This window comes from Corallococcus aberystwythensis, from assembly GCF_003612165.1.
Lineage (GTDB): Bacteria > Myxococcota > Myxococcia > Myxococcales > Myxococcaceae > Corallococcus > Corallococcus aberystwythensis.
The window spans coordinates 1-18176 of the sequence record NZ_RAWK01000084.1; the positions used below are offsets into that span (position 1 = coordinate 1).

At 70.5% G+C, this 18176-nt stretch carries 15 protein-coding genes; 5 read left to right on the forward strand and 10 right to left on the reverse strand.

Going from position 1 to position 18176, the window contains the following annotated elements; all coding sequences use genetic code 11:
* The 5 genes from D7W81_RS15700 to D7W81_RS15720 all read right to left on the reverse strand — a co-directional run.
* On the reverse strand, positions 1 to 4538 hold a 4538-nt coding region (locus D7W81_RS15700; protein WP_120556186.1), incomplete at its 3' end, for a hybrid non-ribosomal peptide synthetase/type I polyketide synthase.
* 153 nt (positions 4539 to 4691) lie between these two features.
* A complete protein-coding gene (locus D7W81_RS15705) occupies positions 4692 to 5570 on the reverse strand; it encodes an alpha/beta hydrolase (RefSeq protein WP_147445501.1) in 879 nt (292 codons plus the stop codon).
* Positions 5567 to 7315: a DUF885 domain-containing protein gene (locus D7W81_RS15710; protein WP_120556188.1), complete on the reverse strand. Its 1749-nt coding sequence runs from the start codon at positions 7313 to 7315 to the stop codon at positions 5567 to 5569. Before D7W81_RS15710 ends, D7W81_RS15705 begins: the two co-directional genes overlap by 4 nt.
* 27 nt (positions 7316 to 7342) lie before the next feature.
* Positions 7343 to 7930 carry an NYN domain-containing protein gene (locus D7W81_RS15715; RefSeq protein ID WP_120556189.1) on the reverse strand — a complete coding sequence of 196 codons (588 nt, stop codon included), beginning with the start codon at positions 7928 to 7930 and terminating at the stop codon, positions 7343 to 7345.
* A 39-nt stretch (positions 7931 to 7969) separates the two neighbouring features.
* Positions 7970 to 8857: a LysR family transcriptional regulator gene (locus tag D7W81_RS15720; RefSeq protein WP_120556190.1), complete on the reverse strand. Its 888-nt coding sequence runs from the start codon at positions 8855 to 8857 to the stop codon at positions 7970 to 7972.
* Positions 8858 to 8968: 111 nt separating this feature from the next.
* Here D7W81_RS15720 and D7W81_RS15725 point away from each other — a divergent pair, with 111 nt between their 5' ends.
* On the forward strand, positions 8969 to 9901 hold the full coding sequence (locus D7W81_RS15725; protein WP_120556191.1) for an MBL fold metallo-hydrolase: 933 nt from the start codon (positions 8969 to 8971) through the stop codon (positions 9899 to 9901).
* On the opposite strand, the gene D7W81_RS15730 is transcribed toward D7W81_RS15725, so the two are convergent.
* Complete coding sequence (locus D7W81_RS15730) at positions 9834 to 10850, reverse strand: GlxA family transcriptional regulator (RefSeq protein ID WP_120556192.1); 1017 nt, start codon at positions 10848 to 10850, stop codon at positions 9834 to 9836. The two genes, D7W81_RS15725 and D7W81_RS15730, sit on opposite strands and share 68 nt — an antisense overlap.
* A 127-nt stretch (positions 10851 to 10977) precedes the next feature.
* Between D7W81_RS15730 and D7W81_RS15735 the strand changes: the two genes are divergently transcribed.
* Positions 10978 to 11346, forward strand: coding sequence for a hypothetical protein (locus tag D7W81_RS15735; RefSeq protein WP_120556193.1), 369 nt, complete (start codon positions 10978 to 10980; stop codon positions 11344 to 11346).
* Positions 11343 to 11669, forward strand: coding sequence for a DUF3817 domain-containing protein (locus D7W81_RS15740; protein ID WP_120556194.1), 327 nt, complete (start codon positions 11343 to 11345; stop codon positions 11667 to 11669). Before D7W81_RS15735 ends, D7W81_RS15740 begins: the two co-directional genes overlap by 4 nt.
* On the opposite strand, the gene D7W81_RS15745 is transcribed toward D7W81_RS15740, so the two are convergent.
* The 4 genes from D7W81_RS15745 to D7W81_RS15765 all read right to left on the reverse strand — a co-directional run bounded on the left by D7W81_RS15745 (position 11656) and on the right by D7W81_RS15765 (position 15937).
* A complete protein-coding gene (locus tag D7W81_RS15745; protein ID WP_120556195.1) occupies positions 11656 to 11883 on the reverse strand; it encodes a hypothetical protein in 228 nt (75 codons plus the stop codon). The genes D7W81_RS15740 and D7W81_RS15745 overlap by 14 nt on opposite strands.
* A gap of 252 nt (positions 11884 to 12135) precedes the next feature.
* Positions 12136 to 13125 (reverse strand): alpha/beta fold hydrolase, encoded by a 990-nt coding sequence (locus D7W81_RS15750; protein ID WP_244227232.1) that lies wholly within the window; start codon positions 13123 to 13125, stop codon positions 12136 to 12138.
* Positions 13126 to 14035: 910 nt separating this feature from the next.
* Complete coding sequence (locus D7W81_RS44120) at positions 14036 to 15418, reverse strand: hypothetical protein (protein WP_147445502.1); 1383 nt, start codon at positions 15416 to 15418, stop codon at positions 14036 to 14038.
* Between the two features lie 111 nt (positions 15419 to 15529).
* A complete protein-coding gene (locus D7W81_RS15765; RefSeq protein ID WP_208721321.1) occupies positions 15530 to 15937 on the reverse strand; it encodes a MarR family winged helix-turn-helix transcriptional regulator in 408 nt (135 codons plus the stop codon).
* A 94-nt stretch (positions 15938 to 16031) separates the two neighbouring features.
* Between D7W81_RS15765 and D7W81_RS15770 the strand changes: the two genes are divergently transcribed.
* Together D7W81_RS15770 and D7W81_RS15775 are read left to right on the forward strand one after the other, a co-directional pair.
* Positions 16032 to 17117, forward strand: coding sequence for an aldo/keto reductase (locus tag D7W81_RS15770; RefSeq protein ID WP_120556198.1), 1086 nt, complete (start codon positions 16032 to 16034; stop codon positions 17115 to 17117).
* A 135-nt stretch (positions 17118 to 17252) separates the two neighbouring features.
* Positions 17253 to 18137 carry an NAD-dependent epimerase/dehydratase family protein gene (locus D7W81_RS15775; protein ID WP_120556199.1) on the forward strand — a complete coding sequence of 295 codons (885 nt, stop codon included), beginning with the start codon at positions 17253 to 17255 and terminating at the stop codon, positions 18135 to 18137.
* Positions 18138 to 18176 lie beyond the last annotated feature (39 nt).

The window sequence follows — 18176 nt, forward strand, 5'->3', positions numbered from 1 at the left end:
CCGGTGGAGAGGGTGGGGGCGGGCACGGACGCCCGCTCGAGGTCGATCCAGTGGCGCTGCCGCTGGAAGGGATACGTGGGAAGGGTGACGCGCTGACGCTGCTCGTCGGCGTGGAAGGCCCGCCAGTCCAGGGCTACACCCCGGCGCCAGAGCTGGCCTGCTGCATTCAGGAGGGCGCTCCAGTCCGCGGCGTCACCGCTGGACTCGCCCAGGGAGGTGAACACCCGCGAGCGCTGGTCGGCCGTGGCCTGCTGCCGCGCCAGCGTGGCGAGCGTCACGCGCGGGCCCACCTCCAACAGCAGGTGGTCGCCCCGGTCCCAGAGCGTGCGCAGCGCGGGCGAGAAGCGCACCGTGTCGCGCAGGTGCCGCGCCCAATACTCCGGCGACGTCGCCTCGGAGGCCTTCAGCCACGTTCCCGTCGCCGTGGAGACGATGGGGATGCGCGGCTCGGACAGGCGCATGCCCTTCACCGTCTCCAGGAAGGGCGCCACCGCGGCGTCCATCATCGGCGAGTGGAACGCGTGCGACGTCTGGAGCATCCGGCACGCGGTGCCCTCCGCCTCCAGCGCGGCCTGGAGCCGCTGCACGGCCTCCGTGGGTCCGGACACCACGCACAGGCGCGGCCCGTTGTCCGACGCGATGGACAGCCCGTCCGTCAGCCGGGGCGCCACCGCTTCGGCGGACAGGCGCACCGACAGCATGCTGCCCGGCGCCTGCGCCTGCATGAGCTGACCGCGCTTCGCCACCAGGTGCAGCGCGTCCTCCAGTGTGAAGACGCCCGCGAGGCACGCGGCGACGAACTCGCCCACGCTGTGGCCCACGAGCGCGCCCGGCCGCACGCCCCAGCTCCACCACAGCTGCGCGAGCGCGTACTCCACGGTGAAGAGGGCCGCCTGCGCGAACGACGTCTGGCGCAGCGTCTCCGCGGCCTCGGGGGACTCGGGGGCCTTCGGGAAGAGCACCTCGCGCAGGTCGCGCCCGAGCAGCGGCTTGAGCACCTCCGCGCACGCATCCACCGTGGCGCGGAAGGCCGGCGCGTGGCGGTACAGCCCGTGCGCCATGTCCGGATGCTGCGAGCCCTGACCCGGGAAGAGGAACGCGACGGGCGGCGTGGACTCCAGCCCGGAGGCCTCCGGCTCGGCCGCCGTCAGCGCCCGCACGGCCTCTTCATGCGTGCCGGCCACCACGGCTCGCCGGAACGGGAACGCCTTGCGGCCCGTGGCCAGCGTGTGCGCCACGTCCGCGAGCGCCTCCTCGGGATGCGCCTGGAGGTGCGCGGCCAGCCGCACCGCCGCCTGCGTCAGCGCCGCGGGCGTCTTCGCGGACAGCGTCAGCAGCTGGCGCGGCTTCGACGGGCCGGAGGCGGGACGCTCGGGGGCCTCCTCCACCACGACGTGCGCGTTGGTGCCGCCCACGCCGAAGGAGCTCACGCCCGCGCGCAGGGGGCCCGTGCCCTCCGGCCACGCGGAGCGCTTCGCCTGGACGAAGAAGGGGCTGCGCGGGAAGTCGATCTTCGGGTTGGGCGTCTGGAAGTGCAGCGTCGGCGGCAGCTCGCGGTGCTTCAGCGCGAGCACCGTCTTCAAGAGCCCCGCCACGCCCGCCGCGGCGGTGAGGTGGCCGAAGTTGCTCTTCACCGAACCGATGGCGCAGAAGCCCGTGTCCGCGGTGTGCGCGCGGAACGCCTGGGACAGCGCCTCGACTTCAATGGGGTCGCCCAGCGGCGTCGCCGTGCCGTGCGCCTCCACGTATCGGATGGTGCGCGGGTCGATGCCGGCGTTCGCGTGCGCCGTCGCGATGGCGGTAGCCTGGCCCTCCACGCCCGGCGCCGCGAAGCTCACCTTCGCCGCGCCGTCGTTGTTGATGCCCACGCCGCGCAGCACCGCGTGGATGACGTCGCCATCCGCCTGCGCGTCCGACAGGCGCTTGAGCACCACCGCGCCCAGGCCGTCGCTGAAGAGGGTGCCGGTGGCGTTCGCGTCGAAGGGCCGGCAGTGCCCGTCCTGGGAGAGCATGCCGCCCTCCTGGTACAGGTGGCCGGACTTCTGCGGCACCGTCACGGACGCGCCGCCCGCCAGGGCCACGTCGCACTGGTGCGTCTGGAGCGCCCAGAACGCCTGCGCCACCGCGACCAGCGACGTGGAGCACGCGGTGTTGAGCGACAGTGCGGGCCCGCGAAGGTCCAGCTTGTGCGCGACGCGCGTCGCCACGTAGTCCTTCTCGTTGGCCACCATGGCCTGGAAGGCGCCTACGCGGCCCACGATGTCCTGGCGGGGCAGCACGTGCAGCGGCTGGTAGCTGTTGTTGTGCGTGCCCGCGAAGACGCCGATGAGGCCGGGGTACGTCTCCGGCACGCAGCCGGCGGACTCCAGCGCCTCCCAGGCCGTCTCCAGGAACAGGCGCTGCTGCGGATCCATCACCTGCGCCTCTTTCGGCATGATGCCGAAGAAGGCGGCGTCGAACAGCTCCACGCCGTCCAGGATGCCGCGCGCCCGCACGTACTCGGGGGCGTCGCGCTCGGCGGCGGGCACGGACGGATCCACCTCCTCGCGCGGGAAGGTGGCGACGGACTCCACGCCGCCCACCAGGTTCTTCCAGAACGTCTCCACGTCGGGAGCGCCCGGGAAGCGGCCCGCCATGCCGATGATGGCCACGGGCTCCGCGCCGCCCGACGCCTGCTTCCGCTTCGCCTGCCGCGCCTCCGCCAGCTGCTTGAGCGACGGGCGGGACGCATCCCCGGTGAGCACCGCCGCCAGCTGCGCCACCGTGGGGGACTGGAACAGCTGGACGATGGGGATCTCCAGCCCGTGCGCCTGCCGCAGCCGCGCCACGCTCTGGAGCGCGAGCAGCGAGTTGCCGCCCAGCTCGAAGAAGCTGTCGTGCACGCCCACCCGGTCGATGCGCAGCAGCTGCGCCCACGCCTCCGCGAGCGTGCGCTCCAGCGGCGAGCGCGGCGCGACGAACGCCTGCTGAAGCTCCGGCCGCGTGGGCAGCGGGGCGGGCAGGGCGCGGCGATCAATCTTCCCGCTGGGCGTGCGCGGCAGGGACTCCAGCAGGACGAACGCGGAGGGCACCATGTAGTCCGGCACCCGCGTGGACAGGTGGCGCCGGAGCGCTCCGGCCGCGTGCTCCAGCGTGCCGTCCGGGACGACGTAGGCGACCAGCCGCTTGTCGCCGGGCACGTCCTCGCGCGCCACCACCGCCACCTGCTTCACCGCCGGGTGGCTGCCGAGCGCGACTTCAATCTCGCCCAGCTCGATGCGGTAGCCGCGCACCTTCACCTGGCCGTCGATGCGGCCCAGGAACTCCACGTTCCCGTCCGGCAGCACGCGCGCCAGGTCGCCCGTCTTGTACGCGCGCTCGCCGGTGCCGGGCTTGAGCGGGTGCGGCACGAAGCGCTCCGCCGTCAGCGCCTCGCGGTGCAGGTAGCCCTTCGCCAGGCACACGCCCGCGAGGAACAGCTCGCCGGACTCGCCGTGGGGCACGGGCTTCTTCTGCTCGTCCAGCACCAGCAGCTCGCAGCCGTCCAGCGCCTTGCCGATGGGCGGCAGCGCGGGCCACGCGTCCGGGGAGCCGCGGAGCACGTAGCTGGAGACGACGTGCGTCTCCGACGGGCCGTAGTGGTTGTGCAGCGCGCAGCCCGGCAGCGCCGCGAAGAACGCGCGCAGGTGGTGCGTCACCTGGAGCTGCTCGCCCGCGGTGACGACCTCGCGCAGGGACGGAGGAATCTTCTGATGCGAGGTGGCGATCTCCGCCACGTTCTGCAGCGCGATGAAGGGCAGGAACAGCCGCTCCACGCGCTCCTCCGCCAGCAGCTGCAACAGCAGCACGGCGTCCAGCCGCAGCGCGTCCCGCACCAGCACCAGCGTTCCGCCGGAGCACCACGTGCCGAACAGCTCCTGGAACGACACGTCGAAGGACAGCGGGGAGAACTGCAGCGTGCGCGTGCCCGGCCCGGCGATGGACTGGCCCAGCTGCCACGCGATGAGGTTGGCGAGCGGCCGGTGCCCCATGGCCACGCCCTTGGGCGTCCCCGTGGAGCCCGACGTGTAGATGGCGTACGCCAGCCCCTCCAGGCTCGACGCGTCCACCGGCGAGGCCGGGGCGCCGGAGGCGAAGAGGGCAGGGGACTCATCCAGGCACAGCACCGGGCCCGCGAAGGAGGGCAGTCCCGCGCGCAGCTTCGCCTGGGTGAGCAGCACCGGCGCCTTCGCGTCCTCCAGCATGAAAGCCAGACGCGGCGCGGGATAGGCCGGGTCCAATGGCAGATACGCGCCGCCGGCCTTGAGCACGGCCAGCACCGCCACCACCATCTCCACCGAGCGCTCCAGGCACACGCCGACGAGCACGTCCGTGGTGACGCCCAGGCCCCGGAGGTGGTGCGCCAGCTGGTTGGAGCGGCGGTCCAGCGCCGCGTACGTCAGCCCCGCGCCTTCGAACCGGACCGCTTCGGCCTCAGGCGTCCGGGCCGCCTGCGCAGTGAAACGCGCCACCACTGTCTGCATGAGCGCTGCGTCCACGAACATCTCCCCCAGGGCCATCCGACCTTCTGGTTTCGAACGTTTGAAATTGAAGCGGATGAGAAAGACGGGCCAACCCGGCCCGGGAGCATGCCACGCCTGGAAAGGAATGATCGCGCCTGGGCAGATTCCTTACATCCGGACGGCTCCTTGGCCGCCCCCCAGCCGTCGCATTCAGAGAAAGCGCGAAAAGAACGCCAGCACCTTGCGTGGATATTCTTCCGGAGAGGCCTGGAGGTAATTCTCGTGCCCCACCCCGGGCACGCGCCACTTCTCCCAGGGGCCCTGGCCCTGGCGCAGCAGGTCCTCCAGCGCGGCGTCCGGTACCCAGGGGTCCTCGGCGCCGGCCACCAGCAGGACGGGGCGGCCCGCCAGCGCGGCCATGTCCCGCGCGGGCTGCACGGCGTTCACGTCCACGCCCGCGCGCTTCATCACCCCCAGCGCCGGCCACAGGCCCAGGGGTCCCCAGTGTCCCAGCTCCTCCTGGAGCGCCTGCGCGGGCGCCACCGCCGCGGCCTCCACCACCACGGCCTTGAGGCGTGCATCCTCCGCCGCGGCCTTCAGCACCGAGTAGCCCCCCAGGGAGAACCCGAGCGCGCCGATGCGCTTCGCGTCCACCTCCGGCTGGCGCGCGGCGAAGTCCACCGCCGCCCTCACCTGCGTCGCCTCGCGGTCGCCGTAGGTGGACACCGTTCCGCCGCTCTCGCCGTGCGCACCCAGATCGAAGAGCAGGAGCCCGTAGCCGGCCTTCGCCAGGAACCGGGCCTCGGGAAGGAGCTGGGTGCGGTTGCCAGACAGGCCATGGACCAGGACAACGAGCGCCCCGTCGCGCGGCGGCAGAAACCAGCCCTTGAGCGGGAGGCCGTCGCTGTCCTGGAACGCCACGTCGCGCAGTCCGGCGAGCTCCGCTTCGCCAGGCGGACTCCCCACGGGCTGCCGGGGTGGATGCACCTCCTGGGAGATGTAGCGCGCGCTGCGCACCGTCACCCAGGCCGCCATCGCCAGCAGGGCCACGCCGCCCAGCAGGAGCCCGGCGACAAGCGGATGCTTCACGCGGACTCCCGGGCCACCCACGCGTCCACCTTCGCCTCCAGCACGTCCAGCGGCAGTGAGCCCGTCAGCAGCACCTCGTCGTGGAAGGCCTTCACGTCGAAGCGCGTCCCCAACTTCGCCTCCGCCCGGTCACGCAGGGCGCGCATGCGCAGCTGGCCGACCTTGTACGCCAGCGCCTGGCCCGGCCACGCGATGTAGCGGTCCACCTCGTTGGTGACGTCCATCTCCTGGCGCGGCGCGTTCTCCATGAAGAAGTCCAACGCCTGCTTCCGGGTCCAGCGCTTCGCGTGCAGGCCGGTGTCCACCACCAGCCGCACCGCGCGCCACATCTCGTAGGCCAGCTGGCCGAACTTGTCGTGCGGGTCGTCGTACAGGCCCAGCTCGTCACCCAGCGATTCGCTGTAGAGCGCCCAGCCTTCATCGAAGGCCACGTAGGACGTGAAGCGGCGGAAGTCCGGCACGTCCGTCTGCTCGTTGGCCAGGCACACCTGGAAGTGGTGGCCGGGCACGGCCTCGTGCAGCGTCAGGGGCACCATCTCCCAGACGGGCCGCGTCTCCGGCCGGTAGAGGTTCACCTGGAAGGTGCCCGGGCGCGAACCGTCCGCGGAGGCCGGGAAGTAGAAGCCCGTCGTCACGTCCGGGGCCATGGCCTCCGGGATGGGTTCGACGACGTAGGGGGTCTTCGGCATCGTCCGGAACAGGCGCGGCAGCAGCGGATCAATGCGCCGGGCCAGCGTCCGGTAGCGCGCGAGCAGCGCTTCGCCCGTGGGCTCGTAGAAGCGCGTCTCCGTGCGCAGCGTTTCGAAGAAGCCCTGCAGCGTGCCGGTGTAGCCCGTGCGCGCCATCACCGCGTCCATCTCCGCGCGCAGCCGCTGGACCTCCGCCAGGCCCACCTGGTGGATCTCCTCCGGCGTCATCCGCGTCGTCGTGTGCCGGCGCGCGAGCACCGTGTACATCGCCTCGCCGTCCGGGAACTGCCACACGCCCACGGTCTCCGGAGCGGCGGGCAGGTACTCCGTGGTGACGAAGTCCAGGGCGCGCTTCAGCGCGGGCACCACCGTCTTCGCGATGGCGTCACGGCCCGCCTGCTCAAGCCTCCGCGCGTCCTCCGGCGCGAAGTCCTTCGGCATGCGGGTGAACGGGCTGAAGAAGCCGCTCTTCGCCGGGTCCGCCACCACCTGCCGCTCCAGCTGCGGCGGGATGCGCTGGAGCACGATGCGCGGGTGGATGCGGTGCTGGCGCATGCCCTCGCGCATCAGCGCCACCACCTGATCCGCGTAGGTGCCGAAGCGCTCCAGCCGCTTCACCCAGTCCTCGTAGTCCCGCACCGTCTCGAAGCGCAGGGTGTCCGCGAGCTGGTACGCCGTCTGGAGCCCCGGCGGCTGCTTGAGTCCCTCCGGCAGGCCGCCCATCTGGTTGAGGGGCAGGAGGTGCCACTTCACCCCGTACTCCTCGATCCACGTTTCGTGCATCCGGCGGAAGAGGTCCAGGTGCAGCCGGTCCGCGTCGCTGTCCAGCCCAGCGCGGTCCACGTCCTGGAGCCGGCGCAGCACGTCATGGCTGTGCCGGTGATCCGCCTCCAGCGCGGCGAGGCTCAGGTCGTCCCAGGTGTCATTCCAGCGCCGGTCCCCCAGCAGCGATGCATAGGTGGGGTACTGCTGGAGCGAGTACTGCCACTCCGCTTCCAACAAGGCGTGCAGCGAAGCGGACGCGGCGCCGCGCCGGGGGACGGACTGGGATGACATGGACGGACTCCCGAGGAGGAACCGCGACTAGACGAACAGCGTAGGATCGAACTCGTCCACGTTGACCGGCAGGAGCCGGGGCAGGGGACGCTGGAAGACGCGGGCGTTGAGCTCCAGGTCGACGACCTTCAGGCCCAGCGGCGTGAGCTCGCGGAAGCGCTGGCTCACGTACTCGCGCAGTCCCAGCACGGCGACCTGGCGCTTCTCCTCCAGCAGCGGCTTGAGCGCCTCCGCGAAGTCCCCGCCGTCGTGGCTGGCCAGGCCCACCGCCGCCCCCGGGCGCTGGGTGCGGATGTTCTCCAGCAGCTTGAGGATGCCCAGGTCCACGACCTTCTGATCCGGCCGGCCGTGCAGCAGCGCGACCTCACAGCCCGCGGACTTCAGCGCGCGCACGAAGCCAATCATCGCGTCCGGCAGCTGCTCCCCGCGCGCGTTGAGCACCACCACGCAGCGCACCGGCTTGGGGAAGTAGGTGTCGCAGAAGGCGACGAGCCGGTCGAACTGCACGCGGTCCTGCGGCTCGGGCTTGCGCCCGACGATGTTGGAGACGGCCCAGTCGACGTTCTCGGCGTCGATGAGGACGTAGGATGCGGCGGCGGGTCGGACGGATTGCATGGCGGGGACAATACGCGGGCTTCCGCCCGTTGGGGGTTTTCATAGACCCAGGCGGATTCGTTGGAACTCCTCCAACAACAGCTCCGACACGCGCCGGACGCGGGGAATGTCCAGCGCGGACTTCGCGCAGACCAGGTGCGTCGCGCTCCGGGAGAAGGGCCCCAGGTCCAGGTCCAGGGGCACCAACTGCGTCGGGCGGGGGAAGCGGTGCGGCATGCGCGGCATCACCATGGCCCCCAGGCCGGCCTCCGCCGCCGCGAGCATCACCAGGTAGTTGTCCGCCGTGAATGACGGGGCGAAGCCGGGGATCATTGATTCCAGCTGGGGGTTGGGCGGGACGGTTTCGAAGGGAGGCCCCCAGGCCACCCAGGGCAGCTGCTGGAGCGTCACCTTCTTCGGCAGCCGGGCCTTCAAGGCCTTGGATACGAGGACGGCGTTGGGGACCTCCAGCGTGTCCACGAGCTTGAGGTCCGCGCTCGTGGGAAGCCGCCCGCGCAGCGCGAGGTCCGCCTCGCCGCGCCCCAGATCCAGGTATTGAATCTGCGACTGCACCTCCAGGCGCAGGCCGGGGTGCTTCTGGGAGACGAAGGCGGCGAAGGGCGCCACGAAGTCGAAGCTCATGAAGGGCGTGGCTGTCACGCGCACGATGCCCCGGGGTGAGCTGTCCGCGGACTCCGCCGCGCGGTGCAGCTCTCCTGCCCACTCCGCCATCTTCTTCGCGGGCACGACGAGCCGTTCACCGGCCGCCGTGAGCGCCGCGCCCTCCACGCCCCGGCGGAACAACGCCGCGCCCACCGCGTACTCCAGCGCGGCCAGCCTGCGGCTCACCGTGGGCTGTCCGATGCGCAGCCGCCGCGCGGCCCCGCTGAAGCTGCCCGTCTCCGCGATGGCGAGGAACAGCCGCGCGTCGTCCCAGGAGATATCCATGAATGGATGGCATCATGCCGTTTTGGCGGATTTCCATCCACGGATGCATCCCGCATCTTCCTCCTCGTTCCGAACGCCCGAAGCCCCGGGCGCGGAAGAAGGAGTCCCGCCATGAAGTCCACCCTGTTCGCGCTCTGCCTGTCCGTCGCGGGTTTCGCCACCGGTTGCGCCACGTCCTCCCACGCCGTGCAGAAGTCCGCGCTCGGCGTGACGCGGCCCGCGGACGCGCTGCTCGCGGAGTTGAACGTGCCGGGGCCGGTGGAGTTGGAGACCGTCACGTCGTGCGACTGGGCGGTGGATCGCGGTGGCCTCATCAACCTGGATCACCCCACGGCGAAGGCGGCGCACCTGGAGGACGGCGACGAGCCCATCCAGGTCTTCTTCCACGCCCTGCGCCACCCGACGCGAGGGATGTATATCGTGGACACCGGCGTGGAGACGGCGCTGCGGGACGCGCCGGACCGCGCGGCGCTGGGCGGCATCGTGGTGAGCGCGATGCACATGGAGAAGATGACGGTGCTGGCGCCGCTGGGCGAGTGGTTGGCGAAGCAGCCCCAGCCGCTCTCCGGTGTCTTCCTCACGCACCTGCATCCGGATCACATCAGCGGCATGGCGGACGCACCGGCGGGCACGCCCGTCTTCACCGGCCCGGGTGAGGCGGCCAGCCGCGCCTTCGTGAACCTGCTGGTGCAGGGCCCCACGGACCGCGCGCTCGCGGGCAAGCCGGCGCTGTCGGAGTGGAACTACACGGCTGACGCGAAGGGCCTCTTCGACGGCGCGGTGGACATCTTCGGAGACGCCTCCGTGTGGGCGCTCTGGGTGCCGGGACACACGCCGGGCAGCACCGCGTACCTCGTGCGCTCCACGAAGGGGCCGGTGCTGTTGTTGGGCGATGCCAGCCACACGCGCTGGGGCTGGGAGCACGACGTGGAGCCGGGCTCCTTCACGGACGACGGGCCCCGGAGTGTGGAGAGCTTCAAGAAGCTGCGCGCGTTCGTCGCGGCGCACCCGGAAGTGGAGGTGCGCTTCGGCCACCAGCACTGAGGCTCTTCGTGCCGCTCTGGAACGCGCGGCGGTAGGCGAGGGGGCTGGTGGTGACGAAGCGCTGGAAGTGTTCGCGGAACGTGGTGGGCGAGCCGAAGCCCACCTTCTCCGCGACGGCCTCCACGGGCTGGCGGGTGGTCTCCAGCAGGTGCTGGGCGCGACGCACGCGGGCGTGGAGGAGCCACTGGAGGGGCGTGGTGCCGGTCTGTTCCCGGAAGCGGCGGCTCAGGGTGCGCTCGCTCATCGCCGCCTTCCGGGCGAGGGCCTGGAGCGTGAGCGGCCGGTGCAGGTGGTCTTCCATCCAGCGCAGGAGCGGCTCCAGTGACGCGCCTTCCGGGGTGGGCGGCACGTGGGTGATGAACTGGGACTGGCCGCCGTCGCGCTCCAGCGGCATCACGGCCAGCCGCGCCGCGTCCGCCGCCACCGCGGAGCCGTGGTCACGCCGCACCAGGTGCAGGCACAGGTCCAGCCCCGCCGCCGCGCCCGCGGACGTGAGGAGCTGGCCGTTGTCGACGTAAAGGACGTTCGGATCCACGTGGATGGAGGGATGGCGCCGGGCCAGCTCCTCCGAGGCCAGCCAGTGGGTGGTCGCGCGGAGTCCGTCGAGCAGGCCGGTCGCGGCGAGGAGGAAGGCGCCGGAGCAGATGGACGCGATGCGGGTGCCCCGACGGGCCGCCGCGCGGAGGGCCGTCAGGAGCCTGGGGGGAACGGGCGCGGAGACGTCCGTGATGCCGGGCAGGATGATGGTGTCCGCGCGCGCCAGCGCTCCCAGGCCATGGCGGGTCTTCAGCACGAACGCGCCCGCGTGGACTTCCGGCGTCACCCCGCAGACACGGACCGCGTAGCCCGGGCCGCCATCTGGAAGCCGCACGCGGCCGAAGACCTCGGTGGGAATGGAGAGGTCGAAGGGCACCACTCCGTCCAGCGCGACGATGGCCACGGTGTGCATGGCGGGAAGATGCCAGAGCAGGTCCGTGGCGGGAAGTCGTCGAAAGATGGCGTTTCCGCCACTCACGGCGCGGGCAGGGCGCGTGTCATACGGGCGGGGGATGACGGATGCACGGTGAGGGTGCCGGGTGTTGATCTACCGCTTGCTGCTCCTGATGAAGTTCGTGGGCGTGGTGCTCTACGGCGGCGGGCTGGTGGGCGCGCTGGCCGCGACGGGCTCCCGTGAGCGCAAGCGCGCGGTGCACGCCATCGCGTCACCGGGGCTGGTGGTGACGTGGACGGCGGGCTACCTGCTGACCCTCCAGTTCAACCTGGCGTTGACGGAGGCGTGGATCCTGGGCGGGCTGGCGCTGTCGCTGGTGTCACAGCTGGCGCTGGTGTCCATGGCGTCGCGAGAGCGGCGCACGGTGCCGGGCGCGCTGCTGGCGGCCGTGTCGTTCTTCGGGGTCCTGGTGTTGATGATCTTCCGGCCGCGCTGGCCCTGGGTGGACACATGAGTGCGCTGAGACAGCTGCGGTGGGCGGCCTTCCTGGAGGGGATGTCCTTCCTGGGGCTGCTCTTCATCGCGATGCCGGTGAAGTACCTGCTGGGGCAGCCCCTGGCGGTGCGCATCACCGGCGCCGTCCACGGGCTGCTGTTCCTGCTCTTCGTGTCCTCGCTGTTCCGAGCGGCCTCCGAGCACGGCTGGCCCGCGCGCCGTTCGCTCACGGCGTTCGGCGCGTCCCTGCTGCCATTCGGCACCTTCGTGCTGGACCGCGCGCTGCGGCGGGAGGAGCGGAAGGGCCAAAGCCGCTCCGGAAGTGGACTCACTCCGGAGTGAGGTTCAAGCGCATGTCGACAGCGCCCTGCCGTGCGTTCTGCACCGCGCGCATCCAGTCCGTCCAGACGGCGGCGTCCGCGGGAGTGCCATCCGCGAGCAGGGACATGCTGCCCAGCAGACCGCCGAGCTCATCCGAAGGGCTCAGCCCGTACTGCTCCTTGAGGAATTCATACATCGCCGCATAAGGCTCCTGGATCGTGAGCACGTCTTTCATTGTGGCCTCAGGATCTTGATGGGAGCCGAAAGCCCCATCTGGACGGGGCGTTTCCCCCAAGCAGGGGCGAGGCCGGAGCCGGAGGAAGAGAGCCCGTCCTTTGCCGCGACGAGGGAGGAGCTGAAGAAGGAGCGCACACCACGATTGGACTCTCGCCAGGCTGCTACGCAGGACGGAAAGCGCTGGACGTGTTCGCTTGCTCGAAGTGTGGAAACAGGAGATGCGCTCATCCAGCGCGCCTTCGCCGCCCTTTCAAAATGTCTCGAGGAAGGTCTTCATCTCGCGCAGCACCTCATCATGGTTGGTGAGCCAGACGTAGTGCCGCGCGTGCTCGAGCTTGATGCCCTTCCAGTTCGGCATGCTCATCACGCTCTGCATTTCGGCGTCCCGCTGGAGCGCCCTGGCGCTCAGGGTCCTCAACTTCTCCTGCACGGGAAGGTCCATTTGGGAGAAGCCTGGGAGGTCCTCCGCCCGCCCGGACCGAGGCTGATCCACGTAGAGGAAGAGCACGGCCGCCGTCACGGCCGCGAAGTCCACCTGCGAGAAACCTTTCATCACCCGCTCCTCCGCGTATGGCCACTTGCGGTCGCGCAGGTAGTGCCCGGTCTTCGGATCGAACTCGTTCGCTTCGTCGATCTCGTGCGCGGGGAACGCTCCTCCGACATCACGCGCGACCGCGGCGGCGAGCGCGGCGCGTGAGGCCACGTCCTCGGGAGCGGGCTCGCTCGGAGGAGGCATGGGTAGGACCGAAAGGAACTCCGCCAGCAGGTCCCCGTTGGTCCTCACGTCCAGGTAGACCACCTTCTCCACGCGCTCCGGGTGATGGGTTGCCACCCAGGTGAGCTCTGGCCCGGCGGCGGAGTGGCCCACGAATGACGCCTTCGCGATTCCCAGCCCCTCCAGCACCCGGACGACGTCCTCGCCCAGGGTGGCGGTATCGTAGCCCTGCTCGGGCCAGCTCGACGAGCCAAACCCCCGGCGGGTGACGGCATAGACGTGATGGGCCGCGGTGAACTCCGGCGCGAAGGTGTCGAACACGTGGCCCGTGTTGCCCAGGCCCGACAGGAAGACGAGCGCGGGTCCCTGGCCTCCGAAGTCGAGCAGCTCGAGTTCGACCTCCTCGGCCACCTTCACCCGCTTCACCTGATGCAACGCGCTGGAGTCGGCAGAAGCCGGGACCGGGACGGACTTCGTCGTCACACAGGCGAACAGCGGCAAGCAGAGGAGGAGGAGCTTTCGCATGGACTGACAGCGTAGTTCATCCGGATTGAGCGACGCGGAGAGAGCGGCGTGGATGCCCAGGCTCAAACCATCCCGGGTGCGCAGGCGCCACTTGCGTAGCAGCGCCTTGAGCTTGCTCCAGGCGGGCTCGATGGGGCTGAAGTCCGGGCTGTACGGTGACAGGAAGACGACGCGGGCCTCGCGCGACTCAATGACGTCGATGAGCGCGCGTCATGTCCACGCGCCAGCCCTGCGGTGACACTACTTCCTGCCGGAACTGCTCCAACTCCTTCTCCACGTGCACCTCCAGGTTCTTGACCCGGAGGTCTCACGTCGCAGCCCCTCTCGTCACGACGGGCCCCGGCGAGCAGTCAAGGGCCTTCCACCAGCAGGCGCAGGCAGTCGCCAGCGCTGCCGGTGCGTTGGCACCAGCGCAGGTACGCACGTGTCAGGTCCGCGTCCGGGTCAGGAGCTTGTGTCTCCGTGTGTTCGTCTGGACCGAGCGGTGTGATGCGATGGCTTCGCGGGTCAAACAGGTAGGAACCACTGCGGGGTTCCACCTGCCACAGTCGTCGCGCCGCTTCCTGGGGCTGCCGTGAAGTCTCCACGGAACGAGCCAGCTTCGCCACGGCCCTTACGAAGTCCTGCGCATCCACCCTCGCCGGAGTGTCCTCAGTACGTGGATGGATCCTGACGGACGCGCCGTCAGCTGTGTCCAGCCGCACCGTTCGAGAAGTGCCACTGCATCCAGCGAAGATCAGGAGCAGGAGCGGTAACGACCAATGGAGCCGCATGCGGTGCCCCCTGGATCAAGCCGGTTCCCGTGAGGCTCCTACACTCATTCGGATCCCGTGAAGCCGTGCGGGCAGGAATCCCCCTCCACATGACACCGAGGCCACCTCCGAACGGACGTGGCCTCCATGCATCACGCCTAGCGCAGGCGGAACGAACCCTCGGCGATGATCAGCAGCTCCACGCCGGTGGTGGCCTTGGTCCCGAAGGTCGTCAGGGTGGCGGCGGCGCCGCTGCGCACCGCGGCGTCGTAGGTGGTGAAGGCGCTGACCACCGCCTCCGAGAGCATCGTGGCGGACGCCTTGCCGGATTGATCCAGCACCCTGCCCAGCGTGGCTTCGAGCGTGGCACCCGCCTGCGCGCCCACGTTTATCGCGGAGTCCAAGGCGAGCTGGTTGCCGCCGGTCGTCACCCCCAGCTGGGCACCCATCACGGACGCGCTGCCGCTGGTGGCGAGCTGCGCGCCAAAGGCCTCCCAGGCGGTCACGGCATCACTGGCCGACCTGGCGCCGGAGACGTTCGTGCGCAGCGTCCGGGTGGTGGTGTCCGCCTGGGTCAGCACCGGGGTGGGGGCGCTGGAGCCCTGGAGCAGGGCCTTCACGGCGGCCTCGGCGGCCCGGGCCTCCAGCGCGGCGGCGGACCGCACGGACGCGTCCGCGACCGCGATTCCCGCCCCGGAGGACAACCGCGCCTCCACCGCGATGCGATAGGCCACGCTGGCCTGGCGCTCCGCCTGCTGATCCTGCACGTCGCTCGCCTCGGACGTGGCCTCGCGCACCTCCGCGAAGAACGCGTCATACGCCGGCGCCGCCGCCCCCCCCGCGTCCAGCGTCGCGTCCAGCTTCGCCGCCGCGTTCAGCGACGCATTGAAGAGCTGCCCCTGCGTGACCACCACGCCGGCCCGCGCATACGCCTTGAGCCGGGTCGCCTGCGCCGCGCTCACCGCCGCGCCCAGGGCCTCCACCGACTCGGCAGCCGTCTCCGGGCGCTGGCCGCGCACCGCCGTCGCCTGCTCCGCGTTCAGCCGCGCGCGCAGGTCCACCGTGTCTACGCCGTCGGGCCTTTCCCCGTCCCGCACCATCTGGACGTAGACCTCCGCCTCCAGCGAGGACTCACTGGTGATGGGCGGCGCCGTGCGCACGGCCTGCCCGGACGCCGGTTTCGTGGAGTCCAGCAGCGCGGAGCCCACAGTGGCGCCGGACGCGTTCACCGCCTCGATGATCAGCCGCTGCCCTGCGTCGTCCAGCTCCAGCGTGTAGCTGCCATCCGCCGCGACCTCCGCCTCCTTCAGCGTCGTCAGGTCGCCCGCCGCCACCACGCGGCTGATGCGCACCATGGTGGTGGCCTCCGCCGTCCCGTCTCCCCCCAGCGCGGGCGCGCCGTCGGTGAGCGCCTGCGACTGCTCACCGGCCCCGTTGGTGACGTGCCCCTGGACCATCACCTTGTCCTCGCCGCCACAGGCCACGAGCCACAGCCCTACGACGGCACCCAGAATCACTTCACCCGCGCGACGCATCCGCATGTGTAGGCAACCCCCGCCGGGCGCGAACCCGCCTCGGCATTGGAGGGGGAATACAACCAGCGGAACCACGGGATGCAAGCGGTCAGGCGGGTTGCTGCTTCCGGGCCCCAGTCAGCTCAACTTCTCCAGCAGGCCCCGCAGCTCCGCCTGCTCCGAGGCGCTCAGGCGGCCCAGCCGCGAACCGAACGCCTCCGACAGCAGGGCCATGCCCCGCGCCGTCACCTTGCGCCCGGCGGGAGTCACCTGCAGCCGGTGCCGCCGCAGGTCCGAGGCGTCGATCTCCCGGCGCAGGAAGCCCGCCGCCTCCAGCCGCTTCACGTACACCGTCACCGTCGGCTTCGGCATGCTCAGGGTCGCCGCCAGCTCCGCCGGGTAGGGGTGCTCCTCCACCTGCGCCAGCACGAACAGCTCCTTCGTGTCCAACCCCAGCTCGGAGATGTCCGGGGAGACGCTGGAGATGACCGACATCAGCAGGTTGTAGTTCAGCGACCAGATCTTCGCCGCGTCGATTTTCGACATGGGCCCTTGCGCGGAAATTGGTACAAAATTAAATCACCTCAAGGCTGAACCAATCCGGCCTCCCAAAAACGGTAACACATCCCCAGGAGCCCCCATGCCTCTCGACCACTACGTCACGCTCGGCCGCTCCGGCCTGCGCGTGAGCCCGCTGTGCCTTGGTGCGATGACGTTCGGTGAAGACCTGGGCTGGGGCACCAGCGTGGAGGAGTCCCAGAAGATCATCGACCGGTTCATCGAACTGGGCGGCAACTTCATCGACACCGCGAACTTCTACACGAAGAGCCATTCCGAGAAGATCATCGGCGACCACGTCGGCAGGCATGCGGCCCGGCGCGACCGCCTGGTCATCGCCACGAAGTTCAGCGGCAACCTCTACCCCGGAGACCCGAACGGGGGCGGCTCCGGCCGCAAGTCCATCATCTCGGCGTGCGAGAACTCGCTCCGCCGCCTGCAGACGGACTACATCGACCTGTACTGGCTGCACAATTGGGACAAGCACACGCCCATCGACGAGACGATGGCCGCGCTCGAGGACCTGGTCCGGGCCGGCAAGGTCCGCTACCTCGGCGTCTCCGACACGCCTGCCTGGAAGGTCGTCGAGGCCAACGTCACCGCGCGCTTCCGGGGCTGGTCGGCCTTCATCGGGTTGCAGATTGAATACTCGCTGCTCGAGCGCAGCGTGGAGCAGGAGCTGGTCCCCATGGCCCTGGAGCACGGGCTGGGCATCACCCCCTGGTCTCCTCTCAAGAGTGGCGCGCTCAGCGGCAAGTACACCCGGAAGAACGCGGGCCAGCTGAAGGGCGACCGGGGCGCCTTCATCGAGCCCTACCTGAACGAGAAGACCTACACCGTCGTCGACGCGCTCGAGGCCATCGCTCGCGCGCATGAGAGCACTCCGGCGCGCGTGGCGCTGGCCTGGGTCATGGCGAAGCCCGGAGTGGGCTCGACCATCATCGGCGCGCGGCGGCTCTCGCAGCTCGAGGACAACCTGAAGGCCGCCGACGTGAAGCTCACGGCCGAGGAGCTGGGCCGGCTGGATGAGCTCACGAAGCCCACGTTCGGGTTCCCGCAGAGCATGGAGCCCATGTTCCCCGCCATCCACAACGGCGGGACGACGGTGAACGGCGTCCAGCTGCCGGCTTCCCCCTTCGGCGTGGAGAAGGGCGACAAGGTCTACTGACCGCGGTCACCGCCGGGGCCGGGGCTTCGTGCCCGGCCCCTTCGCGGCGGCAGGGAAACCGGACAGGTGCCCGGCAAGCCACTACCCGTCCCCCGGGGAACGATGCAGGTTTCCTCCCATTCACGGGAGCGGACCATGAAAGTCTTTGTGTTGGGCGCGACGGGGTACATCGGCGGGTCGGTGGCGGCGCGGTTGATGGCGGCGGGGCACCCGGTGGTGGGCACCGCCCGGAACCAGGACAAGGCGCGGGAGCTGGAGGCGCGCGGCATCCAGGCGACGGTCGCCTCGTTCGATGATCTGGACGCGCTCGCGCGGCTGGCGAAGGAAGCCGACGCCGTCATCAACGCGGCGTCCGCGGACGAGCGCAAGGTGGTGGAGGCGCTGCTCGCCGCGCTGAAGGGAAGCGGCAAGCACTTCATCCACACCAGCGGCTCCAGCATCGTCGCCACCGACGCGGGCGGCGAGCTGACGGCGGGCGTGCATGACGAGGACACGCCCATCGAGCCCGTGCCGGAGAAGGTGGCGCGCATCTCCCTGGACAGGACGGTGCTGGACGCGGCGAAGGACGGCATCCACACGAACGTCATCTGCCCGTGCCTCATCTACGGCAAGGGGCTGGGCCTGAACCCGGACAGCGTGCAGCTTCCGCCGCTCATCCAGTACGCGCGCGAGACGGGCACGGCGCGCTACATCGGGAAGGGGGAGAACGTCTGGTCCAACGTGCACATCGAGGACCTGGCGGACCTGTACCTCCTGGTGCTGGAGCGCGCTCCGGCCGGGACGTTCTTCTTCGCGGAGAACGGCGAGGCGAACTTCCGCGACGTGGTGACGGCCATCGGCAAGAGCCTCCACCTGCCCGTGGCCAGCATGCCGCTCCAGGAAGGGGAGAAGCGCTGGGGCGTGGAGCTGGGGCGGCTGGCGCTCGCGTCCAACAGCCGCATCCGCGCGAAGCGGGCCCGCGCGCTGGGCTGGAAGCCGCACCGGCCCTCCGTGTTCGACGTCCTCGCGGAGCTGAAGTAGCCCCTCCCGCGGAAAGGCCGCGAGCACCGTGTGGGGCTC

Coding starts and splice junctions, on each gene's coding strand:
- D7W81_RS15765 (WP_208721321.1), bottom strand. CDS start 15,937: ATGTCGAAAATCGACGCGGCGAAGATCTGGTCGCTGAACTACAACCTG.
- D7W81_RS15740 (WP_120556194.1), top strand. CDS start 11,343: ATGAGTGCGCTGAGACAGCTGCGGTGGGCGGCCTTCCTGGAGGGGATG.
- D7W81_RS15750 (WP_244227232.1), bottom strand. CDS start 13,125: ATGCGAAAGCTCCTCCTCCTCTGCTTGCCGCTGTTCGCCTGTGTGACG.
- D7W81_RS15710 (WP_120556188.1), bottom strand. CDS start 7,315: ATGTCATCCCAGTCCGTCCCCCGGCGCGGCGCCGCGTCCGCTTCGCTG.
- D7W81_RS15725 (WP_120556191.1), top strand. CDS start 8,969: ATGAAGTCCACCCTGTTCGCGCTCTGCCTGTCCGTCGCGGGTTTCGCC.
- D7W81_RS15720 (WP_120556190.1), bottom strand. CDS start 8,857: ATGGATATCTCCTGGGACGACGCGCGGCTGTTCCTCGCCATCGCGGAG.
- D7W81_RS15730 (WP_120556192.1), bottom strand. CDS start 10,850: ATGCACACCGTGGCCATCGTCGCGCTGGACGGAGTGGTGCCCTTCGAC.
- D7W81_RS15775 (WP_120556199.1), top strand. CDS start 17,253: ATGAAAGTCTTTGTGTTGGGCGCGACGGGGTACATCGGCGGGTCGGTG.
- D7W81_RS44120 (WP_147445502.1), bottom strand. CDS start 15,418: ATGCGGATGCGTCGCGCGGGTGAAGTGATTCTGGGTGCCGTCGTAGGG.
- D7W81_RS15715 (WP_120556189.1), bottom strand. CDS start 7,930: ATGCAATCCGTCCGACCCGCCGCCGCATCCTACGTCCTCATCGACGCC.
- D7W81_RS15770 (WP_120556198.1), top strand. CDS start 16,032: ATGCCTCTCGACCACTACGTCACGCTCGGCCGCTCCGGCCTGCGCGTG.
- D7W81_RS15745 (WP_120556195.1), bottom strand. CDS start 11,883: ATGAAAGACGTGCTCACGATCCAGGAGCCTTATGCGGCGATGTATGAA.